At 42.2% G+C, this 20795-nt stretch carries 22 protein-coding genes and 1 pseudogene; 3 read left to right on the top strand and 20 right to left on the bottom strand.

Annotated features, from left to right (window positions below; genetic code table 11):
* Positions 1–33 precede the first annotated feature (33 nt).
* Together PGQ38_RS03305 and PGQ38_RS20395 are read right to left on the bottom strand one after the other, a co-directional pair.
* Entirely contained in the window at positions 34–1116 is a 1083-nt protein-coding gene (locus PGQ38_RS03305; RefSeq protein ID WP_195991852.1) for an FtsW/RodA/SpoVE family cell cycle protein, read from the bottom strand.
* Positions 1113–1295 carry a DUF6783 domain-containing protein gene (locus PGQ38_RS20395; protein ID WP_368356764.1) on the bottom strand — a complete coding sequence of 61 codons (183 nt, stop codon included), beginning with the start codon at positions 1293–1295 and terminating at the stop codon, positions 1113–1115. Before PGQ38_RS20395 ends, PGQ38_RS03305 begins: the two co-directional genes overlap by 4 nt.
* On the opposite strand from PGQ38_RS20395, the gene PGQ38_RS20390 reads away from it, so the two are divergent.
* Entirely contained in the window at positions 1212–1445 is a 234-nt protein-coding gene (locus tag PGQ38_RS20390; RefSeq protein WP_347708922.1) for a DUF6783 domain-containing protein, read from the top strand. The genes PGQ38_RS20395 and PGQ38_RS20390 overlap by 84 nt on opposite strands.
* Here the strand turns inward: PGQ38_RS20390 and murD are convergent.
* The 3 genes and pseudogenes from murD to PGQ38_RS19715 all read right to left on the bottom strand — a co-directional run.
* The gene (gene murD / locus PGQ38_RS03300) at positions 1359–2714 is read right to left on the bottom strand and encodes a UDP-N-acetylmuramoyl-L-alanine--D-glutamate ligase (protein ID WP_195991850.1); all 1356 of its coding nucleotides are present in this window, start codon (positions 2712–2714) and stop codon (positions 1359–1361) included. The genes PGQ38_RS20390 and murD overlap by 87 nt on opposite strands.
* A 63-nt stretch (positions 2715–2777) precedes the next feature.
* Positions 2778–3734, bottom strand: coding sequence for a phospho-N-acetylmuramoyl-pentapeptide-transferase (gene mraY, locus PGQ38_RS03295; RefSeq protein ID WP_148461137.1), 957 nt, complete (start codon positions 3732–3734; stop codon positions 2778–2780).
* A gap of 208 nt (positions 3735–3942) precedes the next feature.
* A pseudogene (locus PGQ38_RS19715) lies at positions 3943–4122 on the bottom strand (DUF6783 domain-containing protein); the annotation flags it as partial.
* Between PGQ38_RS19715 and PGQ38_RS19710 the strand changes: the two are divergent.
* Complete coding sequence (locus PGQ38_RS19710) at positions 4060–4245, top strand: DUF6783 domain-containing protein (protein WP_306467719.1); 186 nt, start codon at positions 4060–4062, stop codon at positions 4243–4245. The pseudogene PGQ38_RS19715 and the gene PGQ38_RS19710 sit on opposite strands and share 63 nt — an antisense overlap.
* Here the strand turns inward: PGQ38_RS19710 and PGQ38_RS03290 are convergent.
* From PGQ38_RS03290 to PGQ38_RS03240, 11 genes are all read right to left on the bottom strand, one after another.
* Entirely contained in the window at positions 4179–5891 is a 1713-nt protein-coding gene (locus tag PGQ38_RS03290) for a peptidoglycan D,D-transpeptidase FtsI family protein (protein ID WP_195991848.1), read from the bottom strand. The two genes, PGQ38_RS19710 and PGQ38_RS03290, sit on opposite strands and share 67 nt — an antisense overlap.
* A 129-nt stretch (positions 5892–6020) precedes the next feature.
* Positions 6021–8063: a peptidoglycan D,D-transpeptidase FtsI family protein gene (locus PGQ38_RS03285; protein WP_270430817.1), complete on the bottom strand. Its 2043-nt coding sequence runs from the start codon at positions 8061–8063 to the stop codon at positions 6021–6023.
* A gap of 230 nt (positions 8064–8293) precedes the next feature.
* Positions 8294–8854, bottom strand: coding sequence for a septum formation initiator family protein (locus PGQ38_RS03280; protein ID WP_270430816.1), 561 nt, complete (start codon positions 8852–8854; stop codon positions 8294–8296).
* Positions 8855–8868: 14 nt separating this feature from the next.
* Positions 8869–9804 (bottom strand): 16S rRNA (cytosine(1402)-N(4))-methyltransferase RsmH, encoded by a 936-nt coding sequence (gene rsmH, locus PGQ38_RS03275; RefSeq protein WP_148461134.1) that lies wholly within the window; start codon positions 9802–9804, stop codon positions 8869–8871.
* 36 nt (positions 9805–9840) lie between these two features.
* Positions 9841–10272 (bottom strand): division/cell wall cluster transcriptional repressor MraZ, encoded by a 432-nt coding sequence (mraZ, locus tag PGQ38_RS03270; protein WP_118578197.1) that lies wholly within the window; start codon positions 10270–10272, stop codon positions 9841–9843.
* A 392-nt stretch (positions 10273–10664) separates the two neighbouring features.
* Complete coding sequence (lgt, locus tag PGQ38_RS03265) at positions 10665–12023, bottom strand: prolipoprotein diacylglyceryl transferase (RefSeq protein WP_187565058.1); 1359 nt, start codon at positions 12021–12023, stop codon at positions 10665–10667.
* A gap of 29 nt (positions 12024–12052) precedes the next feature.
* Positions 12053–13150 carry a redox-regulated ATPase YchF gene (gene ychF / locus PGQ38_RS03260; RefSeq protein ID WP_021926448.1) on the bottom strand — a complete coding sequence of 366 codons (1098 nt, stop codon included), beginning with the start codon at positions 13148–13150 and terminating at the stop codon, positions 12053–12055.
* Positions 13151–13252: 102 nt separating this feature from the next.
* On the bottom strand, positions 13253–14383 hold the full coding sequence (locus tag PGQ38_RS03255) for a tyrosine-type recombinase/integrase (RefSeq protein ID WP_204454761.1): 1131 nt from the start codon (positions 14381–14383) through the stop codon (positions 13253–13255).
* A 97-nt stretch (positions 14384–14480) separates the two neighbouring features.
* Positions 14481–14681 carry an excisionase gene (locus PGQ38_RS03250; protein ID WP_204454759.1) on the bottom strand — a complete coding sequence of 67 codons (201 nt, stop codon included), beginning with the start codon at positions 14679–14681 and terminating at the stop codon, positions 14481–14483.
* Positions 14682–14748: 67 nt separating this feature from the next.
* Complete coding sequence (locus tag PGQ38_RS03245) at positions 14749–16224, bottom strand: hypothetical protein (protein ID WP_270430814.1); 1476 nt, start codon at positions 16222–16224, stop codon at positions 14749–14751.
* Between the two features lie 148 nt (positions 16225–16372).
* Positions 16373–16939: a hypothetical protein gene (locus PGQ38_RS03240; RefSeq protein WP_204454755.1), complete on the bottom strand. Its 567-nt coding sequence runs from the start codon at positions 16937–16939 to the stop codon at positions 16373–16375.
* Positions 16940–17360: 421 nt separating this feature from the next.
* On the opposite strand from PGQ38_RS03240, the gene PGQ38_RS03235 reads away from it, so the two are divergent.
* On the top strand, positions 17361–18635 hold the full coding sequence (locus tag PGQ38_RS03235; protein ID WP_204454753.1) for a hypothetical protein: 1275 nt from the start codon (positions 17361–17363) through the stop codon (positions 18633–18635).
* A gap of 80 nt (positions 18636–18715) precedes the next feature.
* Here the strand turns inward: PGQ38_RS03235 and PGQ38_RS03230 are convergent, their stop codons facing one another.
* From PGQ38_RS03230 to PGQ38_RS03215, 4 genes are all read right to left on the bottom strand, one after another.
* Entirely contained in the window at positions 18716–18889 is a 174-nt protein-coding gene (locus PGQ38_RS03230) for a helix-turn-helix domain-containing protein (RefSeq protein ID WP_204454751.1), read from the bottom strand.
* Between the two features lie 218 nt (positions 18890–19107).
* A complete protein-coding gene (locus PGQ38_RS03225; protein WP_204454749.1) occupies positions 19108–20118 on the bottom strand; it encodes an Rpn family recombination-promoting nuclease/putative transposase in 1011 nt (336 codons plus the stop codon).
* On the bottom strand, positions 20102–20398 hold the full coding sequence (locus tag PGQ38_RS03220; protein WP_204454747.1) for a hypothetical protein: 297 nt from the start codon (positions 20396–20398) through the stop codon (positions 20102–20104). Before PGQ38_RS03220 ends, PGQ38_RS03225 begins: the two co-directional genes overlap by 17 nt.
* A gap of 4 nt (positions 20399–20402) precedes the next feature.
* On the bottom strand, positions 20403–20795 hold a 393-nt coding region (locus PGQ38_RS03215; RefSeq protein WP_270430812.1), incomplete at its 5' end, for a DUF5688 family protein.

The following is a 20795-nucleotide window of genomic DNA, read 5'->3' as shown; positions in this document are numbered from 1 at the left end:
TGTATGCGAATATTTCTGACTGGTGATAAAATTTCATTTTCTGCTTACGCTCAAAGCCAGCCCCATCTCGCCCAGAAGAAACACCACTGAGGTTCCGCCATAGCTGATAAAGGGAAGCGTGATTCCTGTATTTGGAATGGTGTTTGTCACCACCGCAATATTCAGGATCACCTGAATGGCCATATGGCTCATAATGCCAACGCATAAAAGTGTTCCCTGCAGTTCCCGGCAGTGAAGGGCAATCACCATCAGTCTCCACATAAGAAGCCCAAATATGCCAATGAGAAAAAAAGCTCCGGTCAGTCCCAGTTCTTCGCAGATAATGGAAAAGATCATATCATTCTGGGCTTCCGGCACAAATCCCAGTTTCTGCAGGCTGCTGCCAAATCCTCTTCCGAAAAGCCCGCCGCTTCCAATAGCATAAAGTCCCTGAATGGTCTGAAAACCCTTTTCATACTTCTCCGGATTCCGCCATATGGCAAGCCTTTCCAGACGGTAGCTCTCTGCTGCCAGAAACACTGCGATCACTGCTGCACCAGTCACTCCCATTCCAATAAATCTGGCATATCCCGGATCTGATATAAAAATCAGGATTACACCGATTCCAAGGATTATGATTGCCGTACTTAGGTTATTGGAGCCTACCAGTCCTACAATTGGAAGAAGTGTCAGCATTGTCCTGCACATAAACCAGAAGCCAGCTGTAGTCCTTTTGCTTCCCTGGATCTGCCAGGTGAGAAAAAGGATCACTGCTGCTTTTGCAAATTCCGAAGGCTGAAAAGACAACGGTCCAAAATTCAGCCACCTTCTGGAGCCATTGATTTCCTGTCCTACAAATAAAACTGCTGTAGAAAGTCCCATAGATAAGAGATAAGCAGCCGGTGCCAGCCGAACAAAGAATCTGTAATCTGTCTCTGCTACTATGTACATGGTCATAAGGCCCAGAGCTGTTGCAAAAAGCTGCTTTTTAAAATAATAGGCAGAGTCGCCGAAACGTACTCTGCCATTATATTCACTGATGGAAAACAGCATGACCAGTCCGAATACTGCCAGAAGCAGCACAAGGATCAGTAAGACCGTGTCTGTTTTCGTTTCTTTCTTTCGCTCCCGGATCATAGAGATCTGCTCCTGACGTCCCATGCCTTGGTTAAAGCATATGCCAGATCCGGGTATTCTATGAAATAAATCATAAGTTTCTGTACCTGCCGCCAATCACATTCTATGGCTACGACAACCGAGTTCGAGTGAAATATACTGCAAAACGGAACGTGCAGATTACAGGAATGATTTTTCAAACAAGCTCCAGAGCATGCCTCCAAAAGGCTTTCTTCAAGATGTACGCTGCAATTTGCGGTATATTACAGTGCTCTCACATACTCCTTAAACATCTGGCCTCTCTGCTCATAATTGTCAAACTGACCCCAGCTTGCGCATGCAGGAGATAAAAGGACCGCGTCCCCGGCGTTTGCCTTATCCGCACACACCTGCACAGCTTCTTTCAGATCCTCACAGAGAATAACATCATGAAAGCCATTCTTCTCAGCCGCAGCCTTAATTTTCTCTTTCGTCTGACCAATAAGTACCAGATACCTTACTTTGCCGTCAAATGCCTGGATCCACTCATCATAGCTGGATTCCTTATCATATCCGCCGCCGATCAGAAGAGTCGGACGGTTCATTGCCTGGATTCCCTTAATAGCCGCATCCGGGTTGGTTCCCTTTGAATCGTTATAATATGCCACACCGTTTTTCTCAGTTACATACTCAATTCTGTGCTCCACGGCTGTAAACTCACAGATACTCCTACGGATGCTATCCATATCAACACCTGCGTAGTAAGCCATGGCCACTGCTGCCATTACATTCTCAAAATTGTGTGTACCAAGAAGCTTCAGCTCTCCTGTTCTCACAACCGGAATCGCCTCTTTCTCTGTACGAAGAATAATCTGGTCTCCTCTCAGGAAAATACCCTGTTCAAGTTCTCTTGCACTGGAAAAATATACAGCCTTTGGCACAATGCTTTTGCCAAATTCACGAAGGATTTCATCCTCATAATTCAGCACACATACATCCTCCGGACCCTGGTTGCTTGTGATCAGCTCTTTCACGCGGATATACTCAGCCATTGTATGATGACGGTTCAGATGATCCTCTGTGATATTCAAAATGGCGCTTACCCTTGGAGCAAATTTCCAGATAGTCTCAAGCTGGAAGCTGCTGATCTCTGCAACTGTGACCGTCTCATCTGTCATCTCCAGTGACTTGGAAGTATACGGAGTTCCAATATTTCCAACAACAAATACAGATGGGCGTGCATCTGACATGATTTTCCCAAGAAGGGCTGTTGTTGTAGTTTTTCCGTTTGTTCCGGTAATTGCAAGAACTTCACCCTTTCCAGTCTGATAAGCCAGTTCAACCTCGCCCCACACAGGAAGTCCCTGATCATAAAAACCTTTTACAATTGGAAGATCTGTGGGAACTCCAGGACTTAATACCACAAGATCCAGGCTTTCCTGAACTTCCTTCGGCAGCTCTCCTGCATAGATGGGAAGTTCATAATTTCCACTGATTTTATGTAATACGCTTTCTTTATCCAGATCTGCTTTTCCATCGTAGAGAACCGGGCAGGCACCAACTGCATTCAGAAGATCAGCTGCGCCGATACCGCTTTTTCCGGCTCCGAAAACCAGAACTTTTTTTCCTTTTAATTCCATGATTTATTTCCTCCTTAATGCCTTGCAATGGATGCCCCGGAATTCTCCCTTTTCAGGCAGCTCTTACAGGGCTAAAAGTCCGATCAGGCACATAATTGCAGTCACAATAGTAAACACTGCAACTACTCTGGCTTCTGACCATCCGCAAAGCTCAAAATGATGATGGATAGGCGCCATTTTGAAAATACGTTTGCCATGTGTTGCTTTGAAATAGGTTACCTGGATCATAACGGACAATACCTCAACCAGATAGATCAGTCCCACGATCAGTATAAACAGAGGCATCTGCAGCATATAAGCCACACCTGCCACAAATCCACCAAGCGCCAGAGATCCTGTATCTCCCATGAACACACTTGCCGGGTATACATTGTAAAGTAAAAATCCCATCAGTCCGCCGATAACAGCACAGGTGACAGGCTCGATACCTGACTGGGTTCCAATGGATACAACCGTGAAAAATACGGCTACGATCAGGGTAACGCTGGTAGCAAGACCATCTACACCGTCAGTAAAGTTTACGCCATTTACCGTTCCGATCACTGCAAAGAACAGCACCGGTACAGCCAGCCAGCCAAGATTCAGATAATGTCCCCCCCAGAATGGAATACGCATGGTCAGAGACACATCTGTATACCGCAGCAGGTAGAAAGTAAAAATACCTGTTACCACTACCTGAAGCAGAAATTTCTGCCATGGAAGAAGTCCGTCAGATCTTCTAAGGACTACCTTCAGATAATCATCCAGAAAACCGATCAGTCCGAATCCCAGAGTCAGGAACAGAACCGGGATAATCTTGGGATAATCTTTTACATAAAACAATGAAGTAATAATCGTGGATATCAGAAAGATCACGCCGCCCATAGTCGGGGTTCCGGCCTTTTTCAGATGCGACTGTACGCCCTCTGTTCTCTCTGTCTGTCCCATTTTCAGCTTACGCAGAAAAGGAATAATAACAGGTCCTAATACTGCACTGATTGCGAAGGAAATCAGTACCGGGATCACAATATGAAATTCCATCCTCACACCTCTTTAATTCTTTCGTTTTTTTCGTTCCAGAGTCTGTTTAAAAAAGCATTCCGCAATCTTCCTCAAATTGTGACACACATCTTGCAGAAACCATTTTCAAACACGCTCTAAACTTTTTAAAGCATCTTATAGTATAAAGCTTTTCCCCTTATTTATCAACCCATAGCTTGGTTTTTGCAAGATAATATCCCCACATTGTTTACTGCTTACTTCGTGACCGGTAACATACTTCTCCTTGCTCACAGCCTGACCGATCACCGAAGCTTATCTTTCTTTTTTCTGATTTAGAGCGTGTTTGAAAAAGGCTTTCTGCAAGATGTGCGTCACAATTTGTGGGAGATTTTGCCCGGATGAGGGCGCCGTAGCGGGCTACGGCAACCGAATTCGGGTGAAATCTCCCGCAAAGTGGGGCGTGCAGATTGCGGGAATGATTTTTCAAACACGCTCTAGCACCGCCTCAAAAATATTCTTTATCACAGGTGCCGCAATGGTTCCTCCGTAATACACGCCCTGCGGGTCATGTATAATGCAAAGCCCCAGGATCTGTGGATCTTCCGCAGGCATAAAACCAAGAAAGGAAGAAATATACCGGTTGGCACTTCTTGGCAAAGTCTGGGAAGTAGCCGTCTTGCCCCCCACTGTGCATCCCTCGATCCGGGCATTTCTTCCGGAACCTTCTGACACTACTTTCTCCAGAATTCCTCTTACTGTCTCTGATGTTTTTTCCGAAATAATCCCCGTTTCCACCGGATATTCCAGCTTTCTTCCGCTGGTGCCATCTGAGCTCAGAACGGATACCCCAAAATGAGGTGTGATCCGCCTCCCCCCATTGATCAGAGAACTGACTGTGGTCGCCAGCTGAATTGGCGTAATCTGAAAAGACTGGCCAAAAGCAACTGTTGCCAGCTCCACATTCCCCATATTTTCCATTTTATGCATGATCGTTCCAGCCTCTCCCGGCAGATCTACACCTGTCTTCTTCAAAAGTCCAAACTCCTTGAAATAATGATAATAGTTTTCCACCCCAAGTCTCAGACCCACTTCAATAAAAACCGGATTGCAGGAATTCTGGGCACCTTCCACAAAGCTCTGGGAACCGTGTCCTGTTCTCCTTGCACAGTGAATCCGCCTGTCATCCACCAGCTTATACCCCGGACAGAAAAATCTGTCATTTACGGAAACCACGCCAGCCTCCAGACCTGCAGACATGGTAATGATCTTAAAGGTAGAACCGGGCTCATATGTATCGTTCAGGCAGGGATTTCTCCACATCTGGTTCAGAAGATCCTGTTTTTCCTGTTCATTCAGTCCTGAAGTGTCCACGTCCGTATTCAATATAAAAGGATCGTTCAGATCAAATTCCGGCACATTAACACATACATAAATTTCTCCGTTCTGCGGATTCATAAGAAGTATGGAAACACGCGCAGCCTGTTTTTCTTCCATTACTTTCAGGGCCGCCTGCTGAGCATACTGCTGCAGATCCACATCCAGACTGATTTTCAGGTTTTCCCCTGCCACCGGATCTTCCCTGCTTTCTCCGATCTGGTCGATTTCCACGCCTCTGGCATCTGTTGTGGTCAGGATTTTTCCCGCCTGTCCCTTTAAAATTTCCTCATATTTCACTTCCAGGCCAATTATCCCCTGATTGTCACCGCCTGTAAATCCCAGAACCTTGGAAGCCAGAGATCCGTAAGGATAATACCGCTTATAATCCTCATCCACTTTCACACCATCCAGTTCATACCCACGTATCACATCTCCCACAGATTTTTCCACATTTGTCTTAATTCGTTCAATTGAAGATATTTTTTCAACTTTTTTACGCACTGTGTCAGTATCTATTTCCAACTCTTTTGACAAGACCTCAATAACCTTCTGTGGGTCCTTAATCTGACTGTGAATAACGGAAATAGTACATACAGTTTTATTATCTGCCAGAATCCTCCCTTTTGCATCCAGTATCTGTCCTCTTGCAGCCTTAATGACTCGTTCTCTTTCATGAAGTTCTTCTGCTTTCTGGTAATAGTAATCCGACCGAATCCCCATCAGGTAAACAAGCCTTCCCACAAGTCCCAGAAGCATAAGTGCACATACAAGAAAAACCATCCATATTTTTTTCCTGTGAAAGGTCATAGTTTTTTTCATAAAAAAATCCCCATCTGAAATCATCATAACTAATATATGATAATTTCAGATGGAGGTATGTGTTGTATTATGGTGAACAGTCTGTTTTTTTATTTCCTGCCAATACTATGCCACCTATGGACAGTATTTCTAATCCAGTCCGGCTTCCTCGTTAGTCAGGCCTTCACTCTCCATATTGTTATCCTCAATGGGATCCGTGTTATCTTCCGGAGGTCCCGGAACATTGGTATCAGAAACAGCCTCCGGCAGAGTTTCCCTGGCTGAACCAGTGTAGGAATCGCTGATTCCATCAAGGTTAGCAGATTTTATATACTCTCCGTTTGCATTGATCTGATAACTTCCGTCACTATTCAGCAGGTAACCATTTTCGTCAATCCGATTGCCATCCCAGTCAATGAGGTTGCCCTCTTCATCCACCAGATTTCCATTTTCATCAATCTGACTGTCAGATATAGTATTTACATGACCATTAAATTTCTCCCAAAGCTCTGTCTCCGGAACAGTTCCGTCTGTAGACTGATCGGGCTGAATATTCATGTATGGCAGAAGCTCGGAAAGAATTGCCTGTGCCACATACTGTGGATAAATACTGCTGGCCTGATCCTCTACATTTGGCTCGTCAATTACCACATAGATCAGAACCTGCGGGTCATCAACCGGGGCAAATCCGATAAAGGAAACCACGTATTTACCATTTCCACGGGGGAATTTCTCCGCAGTTCCTGTTTTACCGCCTGAGCTGTAACCCTGTACCTTTGACGTCATACTGGTACCCTGCTCTACACTGGCCTGCATATAGCTTCTGATATCAGCGGAAATGCTGGAAGAAATAGTCTGCTTCTGAAGAAGCGGGCTGATTGTCTTCACAGTTGCACCGCTGGCGTCTTTGACTTTTGTCACAAGATGTGGCTGATAATAGTAGCCGCCATTGATAACCGAACACATTGCATTGATTTCCTGGATCATAGTACAGCTGAATCCCTGACCAAATGCAGAACACGCAAGCTCTGTCTCATGCATGGTATCAACAGTATGCATAATACCATATCCCTCATTTGGAAGATCGATTCCTGTCCTGCTTCCGAAATTGAAAGTACTCTGTGCTTTCAGGAAATTCTCAACGCCCATCTTTGCACCAATCTGCATCATGGCATCGTTACAGGAGTTTGCGATTACTTCCGCAAGGGTTTCCATTCCGTGTCCGTAAATATTTGCACATTTGATGGTGGTCATATTTCCTGGCACACCAAAATTCTGGTAACCATCACAATAGAAGGTATCACTGGTGGATATTTTTCCCTGTTCCAGAGCAGCTGCCATAACAATGGGCTTCACAACGGAACCAGGTTCGTAAATGTCGGTTACACAAAAGTTATTCCACATGGCGCTTAGAGCATCCATGGTCTCACTGTCGTTCATAGCAGCAATCTCATCTGCTGAATATAAGGAAGACAGATTACGTGGATCATTAAGATCATATCGGTCGCCCCCATCCATGGCAAGGATTTCACCACTTGAAGGGTCTTCCACGATCACTCCTATATTTTTGGCGCCAGTAGATTCCTTAAAGGCATTTACCCATTTTTCCACAATCTGCTGTGTTCCAAGATCGAGGCTAAGCTCCAGACTGTTTCCGTCAGAAGCTTCGATAATGGTTTGCTCCACATTAGAATCATCACTGAAATATCCGTACTGGCGGCCATCAATTCCTGTCAGGCTGCTATTGTAGTAGCCCTCAATTCCATAGTCCGCAGTATCTCGGGAAAAAGTAAATCCCAACGTATCACAGGCCAGCTCATTATATGGATAGACTCTCAGGTAATCTTCTTCAAACCATACACCCTGGATATTGTTTTTCTCCTGAATTTCTTCCCTGGTCATTTCCGTATCATCTGGTATGCTGCAGTAATCCTCGAATGCTTTCTTATCATCCATGGAGACCTGCTTTTTCACGATCTGATACTGACTCTCCCTGGTCTTATCAGAAGTAAGCCTGGTACGGAGTTCTCCTTCATCAAGGCCAAATATGGTAACCAGAGCATTCACCGTAGGATCCAGATAATCCTCATCTGAATTTACAGCTTTACAGTCCAGTACAACATTATACACCTTGTTGCTCGTTGCCAGAATGTTGCCATTTCGATCATAGATTGTCCCTCGTTTCGCTGGCATTGTGCGATTCTGGTATTTTTGCTGAGCCTGACTCAGCACCTGTTTCTTATACTTGTCACCACTTTGAAAATTAATATAAGTGATAACTCCCAATAAAACGATTAAAGCTCCCAATACGCAAAAGAGCAGTATTGACAGCTTTTTTTTCATACTGTGATTTATTTTTTTTATAGGTTTTCTTTTTGTTTTTCTTCTCAGAGTAGTCAATCAAACACCTGCCTTCATTCCCATTACTTCCCGGTCACGTCCTGATACTGTCTTACGTAGCTGCCGCCTTCAGTCGCATAGGTTTCTGTCTGCTGGTTGCTTGGATATTTCATGCCCAGACGTCCGATGGCGATTTTCCGGATTCTTTCAAGGTCAACACTTGAAGTCACCTGGCTCTCATATGCATCGTTGTCTTCTTTCAGCTCGGCCAGTTGGGATTCAAGAGTGGCCAGCTGGCTTCTTTTACTGGTGCATTCTGTTTTCAATTTCAGATAATTAATACTGCAAAACACAATAAGGATACCAAGTGCAGCCAGAAATATGGCAAAATTACGGTTCATATTATTGGCTTTCGCACGGTTTCTCCTGGCTGCCTTACTAAGCGGCTTGTTTCCCCGGACCTGCTGCTCTGGTGTGGTCAGCTCTGGTTTTGCCTTATTTTTACGAACAGAATGCTCTGGCTGACGGTACTCTCTCCGCCCAGGAACTTCCTGGACTTTTCGGACAGTGTTGCCATCAACATACACATTTTGTGGACGTCTTTTACCTGACACAGTATTCGTATGTCTGCCTGTCTCCGCCATTTTTTACCCTTCTTTTAAACTTTTTTTTCAAAAATTCTAAGCTTAGCACTCTTAGAACGCGGGTTTTCTTCCATTTCTTCATCACTTGGAAGAATTGGCTTCCTTGTGATAACTCTCCCCTTGGATTTCTTTCCGCACACACATACCGGAAAATCCGGTGGACAGGTACACGGGTTCTCATTTTTTCGAAAAATTGTTTTTACAATTCTGTCTTCCAGTGAATGGAACGTAATAATGCAAAGCCTTCCGCCATCATCCAGAAGATCAATCATCCCATCAAGTGAATCACGAAGAACATCCAGTTCCTTATTCAGCTCAATTCTGATTGCCTGGAACGTACGCTTAGCCGGATGACCTCCTGCTGCCTGTATCTTCATAGGTATGGATTCCCGGATGATCTGTGTAAGCTGACCCGTTGTCATAATGGGGCTCTGCTGTCTTGCTGCTACTATATGTTTCGCGATATTTTTCGCAAATTTATCTTCACCGTAATCGCGGATAATGCGATACAGTTCTCTTTCTTCATAACCGTTAACAATGTCACTGGCAGTCTGTGTCTGTCTCTGATCCATGCGCATGTCAAGAGGTGCATCTACCCGATAGGTAAATCCACGTTCCTCATTGTCCAGCTGATAGGAGGATACTCCCAAATCCAGAACAATACCATCAACCTTGTGAATTCCCCTTGCGGCAAGCTCCTGTACCATGTAACAATAATTGCTGCGAATGATTGTCACCTGATCAAAGGCGGCAAGCCGTTCACTCGCAGCAATTATCGCATCCTGGTCTTGATCTATACCAATAAATCTCCCCTTGGCAGAAAGTTTCCTGCATACCTCAATGGCATGTCCTGCGCCGCCCAAAGTGCCATCCACATAGATTCCATCCGGCTTAATATTCAGCCCGCCAACGGTCTCGTCCAGTAATACAGATTTGTGTTTAAATTCCATTTCCGTCTCCTGTTGGATTTCTCGCTTATTTTATGCTCAGATGACGATTCCCATGTTCTCCATGTCGGCAGCAATGCTGTCCATATCGTCATAATTGCAATTCTCGCTCCATTTCTCCTTGCTCCAGACTTCTACTCTGCTTAAGTTTCCAGCCAGAATAACATCTTTCTCCAGACCAGCGAACTCACGTAACGTCTGTGGTACGAGAATTCTCCCCTGCTTGTCCAGTTCACATGTTGTTGCACCTGCAACAAAGAAGCGCGAAAAGGCTCTAGCGTCTTTATTTGTAAGTGGTAATGCACGGAGTTTCTCTTCAAAGGCTTCCCATTCATCCATAGGATAAATATAAAGACAACCATCAAGTCCTCTGGTAAGAACAAATTCCTCACCTAAAGGTTCCCGAAATTTCGCCGGGATGATCAAACGCCCCTTCGCGTCGATTGTGTGATTGTACTCGCCCATGAACATAAAAACTCACCTACTCTCGTGAAATACGAGTCTCCCCCTCGTATCTCATGACGGGAAACAAATGGAAGTTCTGCCACTTCGTCCCCATTTGTCACCACTTTTCTCCACTTCCTACCACTTATGAACCCATTCTAACCCATTTGCCCCTAAATTACAAGTGGGAAATTATGAAATCTATTACATAATTCTGTTACAAAGTCCTTACAAACAGCGAAAATGCAGTCAAAAAATTTTTATATACAAATAAATCCTGCCCTGCAGGACTTTTTATATTGCCGGAAATTCCAGCGAAATTACCTATTACACACAAAAAAACGCCACTTCAGTGGGATTCGCTCCCACCAAAATAACGTTTTGTTTAGTCCAGATTCAGGTATCTGACAATCATATGATCAATCTTTCTGCTCATGGGCAGGTTTTTTCGCAAATCTGCGCGGCTGGCTATACAACCATTCATCTTCTTCTGAAGCTGTCGGACCCTTCGCAGCAACAGTTTCTTCTTCAGAAATCCCGGCATTTTCTTCCACATAATTTTCTGTACCGGAAGCTTCTGGCAAAGCTTCCTCCTCAGAAATTTCTTCTGTATCTTTCTCTGAGTCCTCCTCATAGAAATCCTCAGCAACTGAATTTTCCTCTTCCACGATTTTCTCTGTGTTCTTTTCATCCTGAGGATCTTCTTCCGGATGCTCTTCTTCCACAGACGAAGTTTCTTCTGATTCTTCGGAATCATGTTCATAAGCAGATGCTGTTCCGTTATAGACTTCCGGAACACCTGCGGCATCTCCATCTGCAAAAGCTCTCTCCAGTCTGAGCCGGTCTCTGTATTCTTCTGCTTCAGCTTCTCTGGCTGCTCTTTCCTGCGCTTCATAGTCCTGTTCTCTCCTGCGTCTGCGCCTTGCCGCCCTCTTTTTCGCCATGGTTTCTTCCACAACTGCGATCATAGCACAGATTACAAACAGTGCTGCTGAGATCAGCTGGGAAATTCCAACAGAAGTTCCCGGAATCATAAGCTTGTCTGTTCGAAGAAGTTCTATGCAAAATCGTCCGAGACCATATCCTGCCAGATATTTCAGAAATACTTCTCCGTGGAAATGTTTTTTGCGCTTCCACACAAGCATCAGGAGAAACAAAAGCAGACACCAAAGACTCTCGTATAAGAAAACCGGATGTACTTGAATATAAGAAGTTCCACCTATTGTCTCCAGGTTTTCCCTCATTGCAGATGTCACTTCGCTGGAACGCACAGCAGATAAAGGGAGCTGCATTGCAAATATGCTGTTGGTATACTCACCGAAAGATTCCCTGTTAAAGAAATCTCCCCACCTTCCTATTATCTGCGCAATAACGATTCCCATGCTGGCAGTATCTGCCATCTGCATAAAAGATTTTCTGCGCGCGCCGCAGTAAATGGCTGCTCCCAGCATTCCTCCAAACAGACCGCCGTAGAATGTAAGTCCGCCATTTCTCACATTAAAGATCTCAATAATATTGCCCTTATAAAGATTCCAGGAACATAAAACATAAAGCATTCTGGATCCGACCACCCCCAGAAGCAGGGATATGATCATCATTTCCAGATAATCGTCTTTATTCTCGCCGCAGCGCTTCGCTTCCAGAATCACAAATCCCATTCCCAGAAGCATTCCCAGAGCTATTACAAGGCCAAAAAATGTAATCTCAAATCCAAATATTTGAATGGATTTCCCCACATAACCCAGGTTTATTCCCAGATTCGGAAACTGAATTGACATTTATGCTATCCCTCTGTTTCTATTACTTATCAGACATTGAAACGGAATAAGATCACATCTCCATCCTGTACTACGTAATCCTTACCTTCCATTCTTACAAGACCTTTTTCTCTTGCGCCTGCATAGGAGCCACAGTCAAGAAGGTCCTGATAGTTTACTACCTCAGCTTTAATGAATCCACGCTCAAAATCAGAATGAATCTTACCTGCTGCCTGCGGAGCCTTGGTTCCAATCTTGATGGTCCATGCTCTGGTCTCATCTTCTCCGGAGGTCAGGAAGCTCATAAGTCCAAGAAGATGATAACTTGCCTTAACCAGCTTCTCAAGTCCTGATTCCTTGAGTCCAAGATCCTCCAGGAACATTTTTCTCTCATCCTCATCCAGTTCGGAAATCTCTTCCTCGATCTGAGCACAGATTACGAAAATCTCACTGTTCTGCTCTGCAGCATATTTTCTTACAGCCTGTACATGCGCATTGTCAGCACCATCATTTGCAAGATCGTCTTCTGCAACATTTGCAGCGTAAATAACCGGTTTCTGAGTGAGCAGATTGTATGTTCCCATCCATGCTTCCTCATCCTCATTCTCCAGTTCCATAGTGATGGCCATTTTGCCGTCTTCCAGCCATTTCTTGATTTTCTGAAGGAAATCAAGCTCTTTTGCAGCTTCTTTGTCCATACGGGCAGTCTTGGTAACCTTTGCAATTCTTCTCTCCAGGATCTCAAGATCAGAGAAAATGAGCTCCAGGTTGATAGTCTCAATATCACGGATCGGGTCGATGCTTCCATCTACGTGAATTACATTGGTATCCTCAAAACAGCGTACTACATGAACGATTGCATCAACTTCACGGATGTTTGCAAGGAACTGGTTTCCAAGACCTTCTCCCTTAGAAGCGCCCTTTACAAGTCCTGCAATGTCAACAAATTCTATAACGGCCGGTGTCACTTTCTTGGAATGATAAAAATCACCAAGCAGTGCAAGTCTTTCATCCGGCACAGTAACAACTCCCACATTCGGGTCAATGGTACAGAAGGGATAGTTCGCAGATTCTGCACCAGCCTTTGTCAGGGAATTAAAAAGTGTACTTTTTCCTACATTTGGAAGTCCAACGATACCTAATTTCATTTTACTCTATATCTCCTTTAAATGTATTGATTTTACAGCATTTTCAGACACATTCTGTAAACAGGTGGGCCATTTAGTGGGCCATTCTGGTCCAAACATGACTTAAATCACCTTCAGAGCGTCTGCCACCAGGTCGATTTCCCTCTGTTTTTCTTCCTCGGTGGTGTGGACATATAAATTCATTGTAATCCCAATATTGGAATGCCCCAGTAACGTCTGCAAGGTCTTCGGCTTCATTCCTGCTTCAATACATCTGGTGGCAAATGTGTGCCGCAATATGTGCATCGAAAAATGCGAGATACCTGCCTTATCACAGATCTTGGACAATGCTGTATCATATGTACTGTTTTTTACAGGCGTTCCCTTTCTGCAAAGAAAAACAAACTCGTTCCATTCCATAGGTATTACTTTAATCTTTTTATTTTTTATTTTCTGGTCTTTTAAAATAGAGATGGCTTCATCGGTCAGTGGAACAACTCGATAGCCGGACTTGCTTTTCGGTTCACCAACTCTCCACTCACCTGTGGAATGACGATATTCCATACTACGCTGAATATTCATAGTCTTCTTGGAGAAGTCTATGTCTTCCCATTTCAGACCTACTAATTCCCCAGTTCTAAGACCAGTCTGTAGCACAAAACGGTATTGATTCTCACAACTCTGCCCAGTAGCATATTCCAGAAAGACCTTCTGTACCTCCTTGGTCAGAGCTTCTTTCTTCTGCGAGGGCTTTCCCATATCGCTTTTGACAGATCGTTTGCAGGGATTTCTGCAAATTACATCATTCTCCCTGGCAAACTCAAGCATATTGAATAGTGCGATTCTCGTCTGGTATATGGTACTTGTGCGATACCCCTTTTCTGCCATCTGATTAAAAATCAGCTGACAATGCAAAGGCTTCACTTCCGACAACACCATCTTTCCAATCACAGGCTGGATATTGTGTTTATATCTTTCCCGGTAATTTCTCACAGTATTGTAACGTACCGTCTTCTTTTTAATACTGATCCAATATTCAAACCAGCTATCTACCAGCATCTCTGCCGGAGCAGAAATATCGCTATGCTCATTTATATAAGTAGAATCTGCAATCCATTTCCTGCATTCCTGCAACTTTTTGAACCGTTTATGTCTTCTTGTGCCCAATTTATCCACATATCGGGCTGAATATAAACCATTTTTTTCCTGAGAAATTCCTTTCCCAAGCTCTCGTCCTTTTAAATCTTTTCCCATTATGATCGCGCTCCTTTTCACGCAAAAGAGCCCCGATACGCATTAGATTATAGCACACCGGAACTCTTTTGTATAGCATTTATCGTGGTATCAGTCGTTAAATCTGGATGCTCTGAGATATGAACTGGTCAAATTCCCGGCGTTTTACCAGCTTTTTCTTACCTACATAGAGTACAAATGTACAGCGCGGCTGCTTCAGTAATTCGCTAAGGCGATTCTGCCCGATATTGCTGTACTCCGCTGCTTCTTCGATGGTAAGTGCTGCTTTTTCGCAGATTGGAACGTTAATTTCTCTCATGAAAGTGTCCTCCTTATATTTATTTCATTTCAATAATATATTTTTTTATTTTTATAGGTTTACTTCTCTACATTTCTTTTAACCTCTTATAATTTTGAATCACGTCAAACCGTATTACATAATGACGTTTTTCCATAAATTTTTTTGTTCTTTTATCCGTATCCTCTTCTAAAACTGCTTTTTCATCCAAATCATCAACAATTTTTTTCCAGGACACGACTTGATCATAATATTTTCCCATACCATAGACCAAAGCCTCTCTGGTGACATATGCTGTACTATTTTCGAAATAATAGTTCGTATTAGATCTTGGATCGTACTGGAACCGATCCGTCTTTGCGATCAGATATTTATCATTGCTCGTCAGCATATCATAAACATCAAGCGTATAATCAATGTCACATTCTCTTTGAAGATCCTTTTGCTGAATTCGACAATTTTTCTCTATAGCTACATTCAGCACCGCAGTTTCACTCCAATTCGATAATCCACCGCACATATATTTCCGAAACAGAGCTTCCGTCAGTTTAATAAACACACCATGATGATATGTCCGGGTATCATATGTACCGACAGTTTTATTTAGGTTCTGCTCTAAGAAATCCTTGATGATAACTTTTACTTCATCATAGTTCTTCATCAATTTTTTCAAAAATACAGCCGCCAGATTTCCCATATATCCGTTTGGCAACATACCCATTTTCTGTTTCAATTCCCTCAAATTTTCCGATTTCATTCTGGGGACTGCTATTTGCAGGATTCTATCCTTACAACTGAAAATCCCCATCTTCTTCATCGTTTCTCCAGTAATAAAAACATTGGCTGAATTTTTATGCATTCCTACATGACGAACCCATAAATCCAGCTTTTCTTGCTGTCTGGATACCACATCAGAAGCTTTTGCTTCATGCAAATCGTCTATCAGAAAATTTTGACCAGGGATTTCATCTATCATGGCTGTAATACTACTATTTCTCCTGGAATCCCGAAAGGATACCTCCTGCCTTTCAGAATCTTCCAGCCACAAAGCATACTTTCTTACCATGCTCGTTTTCAAATGCCCTGACGGTCCCACAAGTGATATAACAAAATCGGGATTAATCCCCATATCACACAAAATCGGTTTTATGGCACCAAACAGAGAACCATAAAACAACATTTCGGATACTCCTGGAAGAAAATTTATGTAATCCTTTAATAAAGGTGCCCACTCTGTGACTGAATTTCCTTCCAAGGGAATTTCTGGCTTGTTTATAATGGAAACTCTAGTTTCTAACTCGCTGCTAGTAAATACCTTATTGCCAAAGCTGTAAATATAAGAGTTCCTATAATAATACAGTCCTTGCCCAGCTTCTATGACATATTCTGTCTGTTCTTTTGCAAGCTCAGACACGTCCTGTTGAAGCTTATATTGTAAGATTTTCTTTTGTTTAGCAGATAGCATACAGTCCGGAATGCCCCACATATCAAAATACGATATGTGGAGTAAACTATCTACTTCCTTTACTGCGGTTTCAGAGCCATCACTCTTTCGAACCATCACCTGGTACATCCTTTTTTCCATTCCATCAGACAAACTAATATGCTGCTGGATTCCGATCACCTTGGGTTCAAAATCTGTAATCAGTTCTTCATCCGCATACAGGCCTTGATTTTCAACAAAAAATACTTTCATCGTTTGTTGCCCCCTCTCAGTGTCCCTTGTCCACTGGCAGCCCCATCTGGCTAAGCTGTCTAATCTTCCTTATTCTTCGCTTTGCCTGTTTTTGGGTCTCTCTCCATAAGTCTTTCTTCTTAATGTAGATGTCGTCAAACAGGCCGCCAGCAATTCCCATATTTCGGATTATCTCCAAGATGGTATTAATTTTGGTATTTGTCTGCTCTGTTCTTTTGGCAATCTGATTCTCCAACAGTTCCATCTGAGCCTTTTGTTTCTTTATTTTGTTCTTTTGCTTCTTATCAGTATCATTTAAATCGACAATCATATCTGCCATTTTTCCGACCTCAGTTTCCAGGTCCTCAATTCTTTTTACCAGATTAATAAATGCCTCTCTGCTGTACATGCTCTCTGCATTTTTCTGCTGGATAAAGGCATCTGAATTATACACTGTATTTTCAGTGACTCCCTCTTCCTGTGGCAGTAGGTTGTTTTTCTGGCTGTAATAGTTTTCATTTTGAGATAGGTTCCGCATATTTTCTCCTTTCTGGTGACCTTGTCTGATTTGACGAGCTACTTTTTTTACTTCTTTAGTTTTCACATCTACATCCTCCTTTGTAAATTTGGACAACATCACGTATGCGCATCTTTCAAAAGCCTCGATTCATTAGAGTTCCAACGGAATTTTTTCTGTACAAAGCATCAAAGCGACTTACATTCCAAAGTTTATACTCTCATATCGATTCCTAGCTTCTAATATACTGAGCATCAGAAGTTGTCATTTTTCCGACAACCTTATTCTACTATAGATTAGTCCTTTTAATTACGGACGTTAAACAAGACATTTTGGCGTTACCCCCCTTTTACTGCACTCATGATATAAAAAGTTCTTGATGAAAACCGAATGCTTTTATGGTAAAATAAAAGTATCTTTTGGGGATGACTCCAGTATGAACTGTAATCAGGATTTTTTTCAATTGCATTGTTAGTCAGTAAATTAACATTACAAGAAAGGCATTAAGATGAATAAACGTCGCTCAATTATAACTTTAGAAAACTACGTCGGAACTTATTCTATTGGCATTCTCGATAAAGACTCCGGCTCCATCAATATAAAACACCCCTGTACTTCCTCTCAAAGTGCCGTACAGTATATTATTTCAGAAGAACTTCATCCTGGATTCAAAGACTTTGAAGGGTTCAAAGAGAAAAGTACTTTACCAAAAAAGAATGTATTTGATAATGATTTTCAGAAAAAACAATTCACCATACACAAGTTTGCTAATATCAAAATTGGAGATTCTGAAGCTGCTATAAATTTTTGTAAGTGCTACGGGCTTCCTATATCTTTTTTACTTCAAGTTGTTGATCATGAATCACTTGACTCATTTTATTTGGTTCCAGACAACAAAAATTTCAATAATTACCTCCATAACCATGACTGTATGTTACTTGATGATTTCTATCTGTTATCATCATTCTGTAGGAATCTTCTTATTGCAAGCAACAACAGTGCTAATTTAAATCCTCCCTTAAAACGTTTTGCCGCACTCTTATCATTACTCTTATGCTCACCTAAACATAATGAGCATGTTTATTTCACAGAAAGCGAACCACTTACACCAACAGGTCACATTTGTTCTGCTTTTAATCAAAACATCACTTTAAGGTTATCTTCCACATTTTTGTTGTTGGATAAATTTTCCTTCTATGACATGTACCTCATACTATGTCGGTTACGTAATGAATATAGTGCTGCCAAGATAGATTCCACTTTTTCAATAAAAATGGTAGAATTATGCCAAAAACTTAAAGCATTAACTTTTTATTTTTGTTCAAATGAAGCCGTGCCTGTGGAAATTGCACAAAAAGATAGTTATGGAAATATTAGTTTTCTTGAACATCGAAACAGTTCCGGAGATATTATGATTTCTAAAAATATTGAACTTCCACTAGAATTAAGAATTATTATAGATGAAGTTGCCCCCATAATAGTAAGTGATCTTATTACTGAATACATAACAAAATTATCTATTTCTTTAAATTTTGATACAAAAAAAGCAGAATATTATACAGAATGGAAACCAGACAGTCTCTTTACTGGCATGTTGTTTGAATTATCAGTTCTATGCTCGCAAGATGCACTTACCCGTAAATGTGCCAATAAAAATTGTAATAACTTATTTATCCCTTCTAGATCTGACGATAATTTCTGTTGTCCTCGATGTGGAGATGCAACTAGGCGCCGCAATGCAAGAGCTAAACAACAAAAATCAGCTAAGAGAATTACAAATTAGCTCTTTGAAAGTGGGATATTTCCCACCTTTCCCACAAAAAAATAGTGCATTTGCTTTCTTGATAAGCAAATGCACTATTTTTAGCTATTTTGAATGAATGTCTCCACATCCTCTTTAAAAAACAACCACTTTCCACCAACACGGTGTCCAGGCAAAATACCAGTATGTACAAGCCGCAAAGCAGTATTCTTTCCTATCTGAAGAACTTCTTGTATTTCCGCAAGCGTAAGCGTGTCAGGAATATTATCTAACATTATCATCACCTCACAAATTCTATACCTGTTACAAAACTGTTCCGATCTCTGGTTGATCTCGGCGCTTGATGGTTTACCCCAGTTTACATCAGCACCACTTTAGTATAGAATCCCTACAAGCTCTGCAAACCTTCATTTTGCCTTTTCCACCAAAAATAAAACAGGAGCAGAACCCTTTACAGATTCTGCCCCACACATACTTCTGGTTATATTGATTCCTACCAATATTTCTCCACGTAATCTTTTGCCTCGTCCTCTGACAGTGAAAATTCTTTCGCAACGTTCTTAATTGTATCTGACTTGCTGATCTTAAACGTTTTGCAAGTACGAATATTGGCTTGGATTCCCTCCAGTTGTCCTTTCAGAATTCCCTCCTGGAGGCCTTCGATTCTTCCTTCCTGTCTGCCGCGCTGAACGCCCTCGTTTACCAATTCTTCTAATGCACCACACATATAAATCTGCCCTCCTTTTTTCTCTGATTGCAAAGCATGGTTAATCAGGCTCTGGGATTCTGTGATTGCTCCGATCACGACTCCGAGTTCTGCCGGGATTGCCTTTTCTTTATACACAGTATTGATCTTCTGAAAATCCTTTTCATAAATGGAACGGCTTACATCAAATACTGTATCCACATCTACATTATGGAACCGCAGTGATCCGCTTTTCCTTAACTGAAGCAGGTTCATTTTATAATCGGATACCAATGGTTTCAGTTTCTCTGGGATTTCCAGCATATCTGCCAGACAGAACGGGCCGTCCCATTCTTTTTCCCCATAATATACGCACAGGCTTATCACTGGATGAAGCCTGTCTGTCCTCTTTAAGTTGGAAAGGAATTCGTCAGAAGACTCAAACCCTTTCTCAGCCTTGTTCCTGGCTGCAATTTCGTTGTACTCCTTCAGATACGAAAAGGAATCCCCGATCATATGCCGTAAAGGCATTGCATAGTGAATTTTACTCTGGTTCTCCAGCCCCCAGATTACAAAATCCACACCATATGCTGTTTTCTTCACCACGTCCAGGACTTTCTGAACCGTCTCTGCATGGTTGTTAAATTTCACCATGGAGGAAACATCTGTATCTACTTCCATGAGATCAGCAGGGTTCAGTACCTGTTCTCCATCAAATAACGCTGCATTAAATAAATCTGCGAAATGATCATTATCCCGCCAAAATGTCTTTAGTATGGTATCCGGTTTTATGTTGTTTTTCTCAGCCGTTTTCGACACCTCCTATATCCGTTTCTTCTATACTTAATATATCATAATCCATACGGTATTTCCATGAAAAGAAATTACCTAAATCTGAAAATTTTATAAACCTCATTGCTACATCTGTATCAAAACTGACGTTATCAAAAAAAGTATCAAAAGTGAACCGTTTCGCTGGTTTTGCCACAATATATACCGTTCCAGGGCTGACGGTCGTTAGATTTGATACCATTTCGTTCTGATAGTTCCTGCTGGTGATCCCGGTCATCCCAAAATCACCAGCCAGAAACGAATTCACAACACTATGCCGCCATCATCTCAATCTGGTCTGATTTCAGATCGTAGTGATAGATATGTCTGGTAAGCACATCCTCTTCCGGGATTGCTTCTTCTATTGTCTCTTCCAGAATTGTTTTCAAATTTTCAGGCTCCACACTTTCCTCATCATGAATCATCACCTCATGAACACTTGTAAATACCAGATACAAGCCATCTGCCCCAAGCTTATGACAGAATGTCTTTGCAACTCCTGGATAAAAGATTGCCACTGCCCCATTTGTTTTTGAACTTGTACTCATACAGTTTCCTATCCCGCCTTTTTCCGGAATATAGTCAGAAGCATAGATATCCTCTCCCTCATAAGCCGGATTCAGAACCAATTTCAATAATTCGCATACTCTTGGCGGCATCATCGA

It is taken from the genome of Blautia faecis (genome assembly GCF_027662325.1).
In the GTDB taxonomy this organism is placed as follows: Bacteria; Bacillota; Clostridia; order Lachnospirales; family Lachnospiraceae; genus Blautia_A; species Blautia_A faecis.
Note: the sequence above shows the minus strand (reverse complement) of the source record. Positions and strands in the feature narration are given on the sequence as shown.